We start from the raw sequence: 10058 nt of genomic DNA on the forward strand, positions 1-10058 counted from the left end.
TAAAAATGGATGCCAGATGACATCTATTTACCTCACATATTAAAAACGATAACGAAGCGCGAGCTGTGCATTCAGTGGGTCGCCCATCATATTGGAATCGTTCCCCTCACCATGTCCTGAGACAAAATAATCACGGTCAAACAGGTTATTCAGATTTAGTGTTACATCATACTGCGCGGTCTGATAACCCAGCGCGGCATTGAAAACCGCATAGCCCGGCAAGACATTTTTATTGTCCGGCGCACTAAAGCGGGAGGATTCTGCCCGGCCACCCACCGCAGCAAACCAGTGCTCATCCAGTTGATACTTTAACCAGAGATTGGTGCTGTTTTTGGGCGTTAACGCGGCCTGTTTGCCGGCCAGACCGATGGTCGATTTTTCAATTTTTCCATCCATATAGGCATAACCCGCCAACAGGGATAATTGATCGCTGAGCTGACCGGTCAAGGACACTTCAACGCCTTGCGTGCTTTGTTCCCCAGCCAGCATCGCCAGCGGCGGATTACTGTCCGGAATTTTATTTTGGATATTGCTCTGCGTCATTTCAAATACGGCCAGGGTCATATTCAGCCGATCATTGATGTCCCATTTGGTCCCGACTTCCAGGTTTCTGGTTTTGGTCGGTTTCAGGTCGGCACTGTTGCTATAAAACACGAATGAATCTGCAAGGGGCTGAAACGACTGATTATAGGCGGCATATAAGGATAAATTTTTGGTCGGTTGATAGACCACGCCCAGGCGAGGGGAGAGGGTCTGGTCATCGCGCTGGATGCTGCTGTTATTTTTCTGATCATGCCTGTATTGGGAAAGATGATCATAACGTACCCCGGCCAAAACCTTGAGCTGTTCATTCAGGCTGATCAGGTCTTGTACATAGACGGCATAATTTTCAAATTCGCTGGAGGTATTGACTCTTGGAATGGCAGAGGTATCGACCGGTGACCAGTGCGGCAAGACCGGATCATATAAATCGGTCGTGGCTTTTGACCCTAACCAGAATATTTCATCTTTATGCTGCTGGCTGTATTCCGTGCCGATTAAGGTATCGTGTTTGATCTGGCCAGTATGAAAGGCGCCGAACAGTTCATTCTGCAAGAAGATGCCATCTTCATCGCGCATGCGTTTAATCTGGCTGAGCGTGACCTGATCCGCTGCTGGACTGGTGTTGCTGTATTCCCGGTCCAAGGCATAATTATAATGCCGGGCGACACCGCGATATTTCAGCTGATCATTGAACTGATGTTCTAGCGTAATCGTTTGGCTGGATACTTCAGTATCGACATTGCCTACATCCTTTGCGTTGGAGGCGCCATAGAATATTTTTGGATTGGTACGTACCGGTTTGCCGGTCAGCGGGTCCATGGGAAAGCCCTGATCGGCCAAACGGTCATCGTGCAGGTAATCGGCTTGCAAGAGCAGAGTGGTTCGATCTGAAATATCCCATTGCACAGACGGTGCTACAGTTTCCCGATTGACGAAACTCTGATTGCGATAGCCATCTGAGTGTTCAAGCGCACCGGTCAGACGGACTTTGAATTGGTCATTGAGGACCTCGGCAAAATCAAGTTCGGCACGTTTTTTCCCCAGGCTGCTGCCGATCAGGCTGATTTCATGCAGTGCTTCATCCAGGGGTTTTTTATTGATCCGGTTGATCAGGCCGCCTGCTGAACCCCGGCCATATAACACCGACCCGGGCCCTTTTAGCACTTCCACCCGTTCTACATTCGACAGATCACGATAATACAGCGCGTCATCGCGTACCCCATCGACATACTGATCGGAAATGGCTGAAAAGCCGCGAATCATGACCTGATCACGCTGGCCATCTCCGACACTAAAACTTAAACCGGTCACATTCTGCAATGCGCCTTGCAGGGAGGTCACATTCTGTTCTTTTAAGACTTGTTGCGGAACCTCATTCACAATTTGAGGAATATCTTTCAGTTGTGCCATACCTTTGCTGGCGGTGGAGGCTTGCTCTACTTGCGTTTTCAGGCTAAGGCTTGCCTGTGCCGAAGAGTTGAGTGTGGGTAAAGTCACAGCATTGGCTGTTTCGTTGGCATAGGCTTGCGCTGTCATCAAGCTGAGTGAAGACAGCAAAAAAAGAGAAGATTTCATAACATGCTCTGGATGGACCCCGAAAAAAGTGCATGCAGTGTGGGGAATAAACAGTCTGCTGTAAATGATATTGAATATCACTCTCTATTGATAATAATTATTATTTAATTGGCTTTAATGAGATATTTAAATCAAAAATATCCGCAGAGAGGATGCTGATTTTCCCTGATTTTTCCAAATGATAAAGAAATATGGGGAGTTCTGTTCTGCGGTGAAAAGCCTAAGTCTTTTAAAACTAAATAGATGGTGATTTTGAAAACTTTTATCGCAAAGTCGCGATCTCCAGATACTTTTATTTTCCACTTAAAATTTAAACCGATTCCGGCCCAAGTGCTCTAATGATTGTTGGCTGAAATCTGCTACAATTGCGCCAATTTTAAGTTATCCCTTCACGGCTTGGATTCACATGAAAATGTGTGTCGCAAACTGTGTATATATTGAAGATTTCCCTTATGTTTAAAGATCAACTCGCGAAAGAAGTCGCGGCGCGCAGGACCTTTGCGATTATTTCCCACCCCGATGCCGGTAAAACCACCATGACAGAAAAACTGCTGTTATGGGGGCAGGCGATTCAGGTGGCGGGGATGGTGAAAAGTCGTAAATCGGATCGGGCGGCGACCTCGGACTGGATGGAAATGGAAAAAGAGCGTGGGATTTCGATTACCACCTCGGTCATGCAGTTCCCGTATAAAGACAAGATGATCAACCTGCTCGATACCCCGGGGCACGAAGACTTCTCGGAAGATACCTACCGAACCTTAACCGCGGTAGACTCGGCACTTATGGTGATTGACGGGGCCAAAGGTGTCGAAGACCGGACCATCAAACTGATGGAAGTGTGTCGTATGCGTGACACACCAATTATTTCTTTCGTCAACAAAATGGACCGTGAAATCCGTGAGCCTTTAGAGCTGCTGGATGAAATTGAAAACGTCCTGAAAATTAAATGTGTACCGATTACCTGGCCGCTGGGTACCGGGCGTGATTTTGCTGGCGTGTTTAACCTGCTGGAAGAAAAATTTTACGTGTATAAAGCCGGTTTTGGTTCGACTATTCCTGAAATTGAAGTGCGTGATGGCTATGACCATGCTGACCTGCGTGAAAAAGTCGGTGAACTGGCCTGGGCGGCATTTGAAGAATCTTTAGAACTGGTGCAAATGGCCAATGAACCGCTGGATCGTGCAGAGTTCCTGGCGGGTCGTCAAACCCCGGTACTGTTCGGAACCGCACTGGGTAACTTCGGGGTTGACCATGTCCTGAATGCTTTTAGCGACTATGCGCCACCACCAAAAGCACATCCGACTCAGGACCGTGTGGTCGAAGCGACTGAAGAAGGTTTCACGGGCTTTGTCTTTAAAATCCAAGCCAATATGGACCCGAAACACCGTGACCGGATTGCCTTTATGCGGATCTGCTCAGGCAAATATGAAAAAGGTCTGAAGATGAAGCATGTGCGTATTGGTAAAGACGTGCGTATTTCCGATGCTTTAACCTTCCTGGCCGGTGACCGTCAGCATCTGGAAGAAGCATGGCCGGGCGATATTATTGGTCTGCACAACCACGGTACCATCCAGATTGGTGATACGTTTACCTCGGGCGAAAACCTGCAGTTTACCGGTATTCCGCACTTCGCACCGGAAATGTTCCGCCGTGTACGTTTAAAAGATCCGCTAAAATCGAAGCAGCTGCAAAAAGGCTTAAAAGAGCTGTCGGAAGAAGGGGCGACCCAGGTATTTATGCCGCAAAACAGCAATGACCTGATCGTGGGTGCGGTCGGTGTGCTGCAGTTTGAAGTGGTGGCCTATCGTCTGAAAGAAGAATACAAGGTCGATTGTATTTACGAGCCGGTCAGCATCAACACGGTACGTTGGGTCTCTTGTGAAGATGAGAAGAAATTCAACGAGTTCAAGAAAAAAGCCCATGACCAGTTATCGGTGGATGGTGGTGGTCATCTGACTTATCTGGCGCCAAGCCGCGTCAACTTGCAGTTGATGCAGGAGCGTTATCCGGACATCGTGTTCAGTAACACCCGCGAACACTAAAGGGTTATCGCCGTTAAAACAGCTTCTTCGTGAAGCTGTTTTTCTAGGATGGGGAAAATTTCAGGAAGAGAGAACCACAATGCAAACAAAAATCAGTTTTATTGCTTGTGCCGTGCTGGCACTGTCTTTGGGGGGCTGCGACTCATCTTCCCAGAACAATGAATCGGCTGAAGATGCGCGTCCTGAAAAAAATATCTTCCAACAGGAAAAAGCCGAGGTGCTGCCATTCCTGCAGATTAAGCAGCAGCCGGCAGAGATTGCTTTGCCATTTTGTGAAAAGAAAAACTGTATTGATCTGGATATTCAAACCATTCAGACACAGGATCCATGGCTGAACCAGTGGATTGCCAAAAGTCAGGCCAAGGTGATTCAGGACCAGATCGGGCTGAAACAGGACATGAGCCTGCAGCAGGCGGTGAATGCCTATGTGAAAAAATCTGATGCCTGGCAGGCCGAGTTTGCCAAAAATCCGGCCTATGAACTGGCGCTGTATACCCGGCTGGCCTATCAGCGTAACCAGTATGTGTTATTGCAGATAGGGGTGGATAGTCATCAGGAAACGGTAAAAGTTAAAGAGCGTTATTATTTTTTCGTGGCTGATCGTCAACAGCAGCAGGCTTTAACCGCACTGGATATTATTCAGCCCGAGCAGCAAACTGCGATGCATGCAATCGTGCAGCAGGCCTATCAGCAATGGCTGAAAGAACAGAGTGCAGAGGTACAAAACACGGCACCGAAAACCTTATATTGGGGACAGGCCGACTGGTTCTTTGATCATGAAGGCATGGGGCTGCATTATCGCACCCATGAAATTGTGAAAGATGGAACACAGCTTGATATTTACTTAACGAAAGCACAAACTCAACAAGTTGTAAAAGCTGAAATTTATTCGCGCATGTTTTAATAATGGGAACATCCGCTTTGAATCTGAGATGCACAAAAGGCAATAAAGGTTATTCAATGTTAAAGCAAAAAACAGCATGGGTGATGAGTGTCTTGGCCGTGTCCATGGCATTGACCGCATGTCAGCCCAAAAATAATGAACCGAAACAGGAACAGCAGGCGCAGGCCGCAGAAGTTGAACAGCAGGCGCTAAAACTGATTGGCGAGCCGGAAAAGCTGCAGCTGAACTTGCCGGAATGTGAAGGCAAGAACTGCCCGGAGCTTTCTGTTGAGCGTTTGCAGAGTAACCAGCCTTTTGTCGATGAGCAGATTGATCAGTACATTCTCAAAGAACTGAACCAGACCCTGGAAATTGCCCCGGCAGATAAACCTCTAAATGTTGAAGCGCCAGCCTCTGCGGCAGAGCCAGCTTCCTCGGCACAGGCACTGACGCAAATTCCAACACCAAAACAGAAACTGGAACAGCAGGTGCAGCCCTTTATTGCGGCCTTCTTAAGTCTGGATCAGGAAATCAAGGCATTGAGTGCCAATCATCAGATTAGCCTGATGATTAAACCAAAAATTTTAAACTCGGAAGGGCCGCTGGCCACCGTGGTAGTAAATAGCAGCAGCTATCTGGGCGGTGCACATGGCGCTACTGCGCAAACCTATTTTAATTTTGATCTGGAGCAGAAAAAGCAGGTCAAACTGGCTGACATCTTGCAGCCGCAGCAACGAGCCGCTTTGGAAGCTGCCGCCTATGACGCCTTTAAGCAATGGGTGGTAGACAGCAAACTGTCCAATAATGTTGCCGAATATGAGCAGGCCTGGAAATTCAAGCTGTCGGATAATTTCTATCTGGGGCAGCAAGGCCTGATTCTGCAATATGCCGAATATGAAATTGGACCGTATGTGGTCGGTTTGCCACGGCTGATGATTCCTTATACAGAGCTGCAGCAGGTGCTGAAAAAACCATATTTGCCGGCACCTGAAGCGCCAGCCAGCGAAGCCACTACAGCAGCTGCGTCCAGCGCTGACGCGAAAACCATCTAATGACACTGGCACTGTTTGATACCCATACCCACTTTGATGTGGCGGATTTTGATGCTGATCGGGAGCAACTGGCCTATCAGGCGAAGCAGGCGGGTGTCGAACAGCTGATTTTAATTGGCTTTGTGCAGTCGCGTTTTCAGCAGTTGCTGGATACCCATCAATGGCTGAACCGGTTAAGCCAGGCGCCGCGAAGCCATCTGGCACCGGGATTACATCCGTTTTATATCGAGCAGCATCAGCCGCAACATCTGCTGGATGTAGAACAGTTATTGCGTGAACAGGACTGCGTTGCGGTTGGTGAAATTGGCCTGGATACCTTCTTAAAGCAGCATAAACAGCCTGAGCTGTATCAGAAACAGCAGGAGTATTTTACCGCCCAGCTGGAGCTGGCACGGCAGTTTCAGCGTCCGGTATTGCTGCATATTCGTAAAGCCCATGCCGATGTCTTGGCGCTGCTAAAACAGCAGAATTTTAGCTATGGCGGAATTGCCCATGCCTTTAGCGGTGGTGTTGAAGAAGCCAAAGCCTTTGTCAAACTGGGTTTTAAAATTGGCGTGACCGGACAAATTACCAATTCGAATGCCAAGAAACTGCATCGGGTGGTGCAGGAATTAGGCCCAGAACATCTGGTGCTTGAAACCGATTGTCCGGATATGACACCACTGTGCTGCCAGTCCTCGACCGAGCAGTGTACCCGCAATACGCCGGCCAATTTACCTTATGTGCTCGAAGGGCTGGCGCAAAGTTTGCAGATGGAGCAGGCAGCACTGGCCGAGGCGATCTGGCAGAACTCGTTACAGGCTTTACATCTGGCCTAAAATCTAAATCTCTCGCTGCTGTTGCACCGTGCAAAAATCCTCCAATCTCACACGCCATGTGAAAAAACCGTTAAAATAAGCCCTCCTGTATAAGATTTGATTGTGCAATGACTGAACTGCTCCAAGATGATGAATATGACCGCCGTTTTGCCGGTGTTGCCAAAATTTATGGTGAGGACAGCTTTCAGTATTATGCCAACAGTCATGTCATGGTGATTGGCATCGGTGGGGTCGGTTCTTGGGCGGTTGAAGCTCTGGCGCGAACCGGTATTGGTGAGCTAACCCTGGTGGATATGGATGTGGTGGCCGCCTCTAACATCAACCGGCAATTACCGGCCATGAGCAGCACTTTGGGCCATGAAAAAATTGAAATTATGGCCGAGCGTTGCCGTGCCATTAATCCACGCATCAAGATCAATCTGATTGATGATTACCTGACCCCGGACAATGTCAAAGACCTGCTGGCGCATACCCCGGATGTGGTGCTGGACTGTATTGATGATGTCAAAGCCAAGCTGGCGCTGATGCTGTATTGTCGCTTTAATAAAGTGCCGCTGATTGTGTCCGGCGGTGCCGGCGGTAAACTCGATCCGCTGAAAATTCGTGTGGCTGATTTATCTAAAACCGAACAGGACCCGATGCTGGCCAAACTGCGTGCCCAGTTGCGTAGCAAAGGCATCTGTAAAAAGCCGAAAGAGAAGTTCGGGATTACCTGCATCTATTCAATTGATAATCCGTTTTCCAGTGCCGATGTCTGTGCCAGTGCCGGGCTGCGCTGTGGTGGCTATGGTTCGGCGGTAGTGGTTACTTCCAGTTTTGCGATGGTGGCCGTGGCCGAAGTTCTGAAAAAACTCGATCAGCTAAAAGCCAAACAGGCATAATCCGGTTACGATCTGATTCTAAAAAAAGCTCAATTGAGGACTTTTTGTTGATCTTTTAAGGCTGAACAGCGTGTTCCTGCAGATAGTTTTCAGTACGCTGCATCGCGGCCTGAATATTTTGAATGGCCACTTCCACATCTTTTAAGGTTTTGGCATTGCCGCCACTTAAGGCCTGACGCCATTTGCGTGCGCCTGGCAAGTTCTGGAACAGGCCCAGAATATGACGGGTGATAATCGACAGCGGTGCACCTTCAGCCACGCGCTGTGCGATATATGGCATCATCTGCTGCATAATCTCGAAACGGTCCGGGAGGGGCAGATTCCAGAAATGTCCCAGTTCGGCCAGTAAATACGGATTGTGATAGGCTTCGCGGCCAATCATCACCCCATCGACATGCTGTAAATGTGCCTGTGTTTCTGCCAGGGTTTTAATGCCGCCGTTAATTTCAATGATCAGCTCCGGGCGATCCTGCTTTAAACGGTAAACATCTTCATAGCGTAAAGGCGGCACTTCACGGTTTTCTTTGGGTGATAGGCCTTGTAACAGTGCAATCCGGGCATGCACGATAAAATTATTGCAGCCGGTTTTGGCAACGGTATCGACAAAATGCAGCATTTCTTCATACGAATGCATGTCATCAATCCCGATCCGGTGTTTAACCGTCACTGGAATATCCACCGCATGGCGCATTTCTGCAATACATTCTGCCACCAGATCAGGCTCGGCCATCAGGCAGGCGCCAATTTTATTGTTCTGCACGCGGTCGCTTGGGCAGCCGACATTCAGGTTAACTTCATCATAGCCCCAGTCTTGCGCCATTTTGCTACAGGTGGCCAGATCTTGAGGATTGGAGCCGCCGAGTTGCAGCACAATAGGATGTTCTTCCTGATTAAAGTCCAGATGGCGTTTGGCATCACCATGAATAATGGCACCAGTGGTGACCATTTCTGTGTATAAAATCACGTTTGGGTTAAACAGGCGCGCAAAGAAACGATAATCCCGGGTGGTCCAGTCCATCATGGGGGCCACGGAAATTCTTGGCAGTTGGATATTTTCAAGCGTATTTACATTTGACATTCAACAGCAAACCTTGCAACGACGGGAAACAAAACTGAGGCGCTATTCGCACAGATCGGGCAGCACAAGGCAGAGGGTTTTACTCACATCCACCGGGCGTGCAGGGGCGAGATAGTAGCACAAAATCCGGCTGACGAAAAAAGATTGTTGTTGGCTGTCCGAAGGTGGGAGGGTGAATATCCATATTTTAGCTTGCTGCTATTTTAACTGTTATATTGTTAAAATATAAATTATAATTATTGATATTAAGTTTAAGTTATTTTATAAATTAAATGAATACTCCCGAAAATGATCTTTAAATTCAATTAGAATATATAATCAAAATACATATATAATCCTCTTAAGCAAAATAAAAATAATAAAATTAATTCACTGGAAAAATTGACAATCAATTCACAAATTATATTTATTCTTTGATTTATTTAAAAAAATATGTAATTCCAATGTAACAAGACGCACTTTTCTTGCAAAATATCTATTAAATACTACATAAAATTACGCAAAATCCTTCAATATCACTATATTCAGAATAATAAATGGATGATCGTATGCCCCAGTATATTAAACTTTCTGAAATAATCTATAGAAATGTCGAGCGAAATAAGGACTTTAGAGGAGATATTATCAATGATTTAAATATGTTAATGATTGAGCTGCGTGCTGAAATCAAAAAAACACGTCTTAAATTATTGGTCAATAGCATCGACTTTAATGAGCTGATGGTCAACCCTTTATATGCCAACGAGCTGAAACTGGACTTGAGCATTGTGCCGAAAAGCAGCAATAAAGAAAAGTTTATACTCTGGTTGGCGACATTTATTCAGAAAATTACCGTTGATGAAGATCAGCCGAAGACCCCAAAGGGAAAGAAGATCAAAGTGCCCTTAAGGAGCTTAGAACCGCTGGATATTGCAGCCCCTCCACAGATCTCGAGTGACAAGGAGCTGGAGCGGTATCAAGCGGCGCAGATTGCAGATTAAAGTGAGAGGAAAGCACTATGCACATCAAGTTCTAATCTGAATCTCATCCATCTATTCAAACAAAAGGGAAGCCATTGGCTCATTGCTGTCCCACAATTTTTCACAAGAGGAAGCTCATTTGAGCTTCCTCTTGTTTTATGGGTATTTTATCGGGTGAAAATAAAGCTTTTAAAGTTCTTCTTTCAAACAAATTCACTTGAATTATT

8 protein-coding genes are annotated in these 10058 nt (G+C 46.9%); 6 read left to right on the forward strand and 2 right to left on the reverse strand.

Annotated features, from left to right (window positions below; translation table 11 throughout):
* Positions 1-39: 39 nt before the first annotated feature.
* The gene (locus tag FTU86_RS12170; RefSeq protein ID WP_180048548.1) at positions 40-2118 is read right to left on the reverse strand and encodes a TonB-dependent siderophore receptor; all 2079 of its coding nucleotides are present in this window, start codon (positions 2116-2118) and stop codon (positions 40-42) included.
* A gap of 452 nt (positions 2119-2570) precedes the next feature.
* Here FTU86_RS12170 and FTU86_RS12175 point away from each other — a divergent pair, with 452 nt between their 5' ends.
* From FTU86_RS12175 to FTU86_RS12195, 5 genes are all read left to right on the forward strand, one after another.
* Positions 2571-4160, forward strand: a complete 1590-nt coding sequence (locus tag FTU86_RS12175; RefSeq protein ID WP_160240962.1) for a peptide chain release factor 3 — start codon at positions 2571-2573, stop codon at positions 4158-4160.
* Positions 4161-4239: 79 nt separating this feature from the next.
* Positions 4240-5064 carry a hypothetical protein gene (locus FTU86_RS12180; protein ID WP_075174642.1) on the forward strand — a complete coding sequence of 275 codons (825 nt, stop codon included), beginning with the start codon at positions 4240-4242 and terminating at the stop codon, positions 5062-5064.
* A gap of 56 nt (positions 5065-5120) precedes the next feature.
* On the forward strand, positions 5121-6095 hold the full coding sequence (locus tag FTU86_RS12185) for an RsiV family protein (RefSeq protein WP_180048549.1): 975 nt from the start codon (positions 5121-5123) through the stop codon (positions 6093-6095).
* Positions 6095-6913, forward strand: coding sequence for a TatD family hydrolase (locus FTU86_RS12190; protein WP_180048550.1), 819 nt, complete (start codon positions 6095-6097; stop codon positions 6911-6913). The genes FTU86_RS12185 and FTU86_RS12190 overlap by 1 nt, the downstream gene beginning before the upstream one ends.
* Positions 6914-7020: 107 nt before the next feature.
* Positions 7021-7794 carry a ThiF family adenylyltransferase gene (locus FTU86_RS12195; protein WP_005180122.1) on the forward strand — a complete coding sequence of 258 codons (774 nt, stop codon included), beginning with the start codon at positions 7021-7023 and terminating at the stop codon, positions 7792-7794.
* A gap of 55 nt (positions 7795-7849) precedes the next feature.
* Here the strand turns inward: FTU86_RS12195 and dusA are convergent, their stop codons facing one another.
* Entirely contained in the window at positions 7850-8872 is a 1023-nt protein-coding gene (dusA, locus tag FTU86_RS12200) for a tRNA dihydrouridine(20/20a) synthase DusA (protein ID WP_104470083.1), read from the reverse strand.
* A gap of 548 nt (positions 8873-9420) precedes the next feature.
* Here dusA and FTU86_RS12205 point away from each other — a divergent pair.
* Positions 9421-9852: a hypothetical protein gene (locus tag FTU86_RS12205; protein WP_180036509.1), complete on the forward strand. Its 432-nt coding sequence runs from the start codon at positions 9421-9423 to the stop codon at positions 9850-9852.
* The last annotated feature ends 206 nt before the right edge of the window (positions 9853-10058 follow it).

The sequence above is a fragment of the Acinetobacter sp. YH12155 genome, from assembly GCF_013418255.1.
Lineage (GTDB): Bacteria > Pseudomonadota > Gammaproteobacteria > Pseudomonadales > Moraxellaceae > Acinetobacter > Acinetobacter indicus.

What these genes read in the sequence shown, in the direction of transcription:
- FTU86_RS12170 (WP_180048548.1), bottom strand. Translation starts at nt 2,118, where the DNA reads ATGAAATCTTCTCTTTTTTTGCTGTCTTCACTCAGCTTGATGACAGCG.
- FTU86_RS12175 (WP_160240962.1), top strand. Translation starts at nt 2,571, where the DNA reads ATGTTTAAAGATCAACTCGCGAAAGAAGTCGCGGCGCGCAGGACCTTT.
- FTU86_RS12180 (WP_075174642.1), top strand. Translation starts at nt 4,240, where the DNA reads ATGCAAACAAAAATCAGTTTTATTGCTTGTGCCGTGCTGGCACTGTCT.
- FTU86_RS12185 (WP_180048549.1), top strand. Translation starts at nt 5,121, where the DNA reads ATGTTAAAGCAAAAAACAGCATGGGTGATGAGTGTCTTGGCCGTGTCC.
- FTU86_RS12190 (WP_180048550.1), top strand. Translation starts at nt 6,095, where the DNA reads ATGACACTGGCACTGTTTGATACCCATACCCACTTTGATGTGGCGGAT.
- FTU86_RS12195 (WP_005180122.1), top strand. Translation starts at nt 7,021, where the DNA reads ATGACTGAACTGCTCCAAGATGATGAATATGACCGCCGTTTTGCCGGT.
- dusA (WP_104470083.1), bottom strand. Translation starts at nt 8,872, where the DNA reads ATGTCAAATGTAAATACGCTTGAAAATATCCAACTGCCAAGAATTTCC.
- FTU86_RS12205 (WP_180036509.1), top strand. Translation starts at nt 9,421, where the DNA reads ATGCCCCAGTATATTAAACTTTCTGAAATAATCTATAGAAATGTCGAG.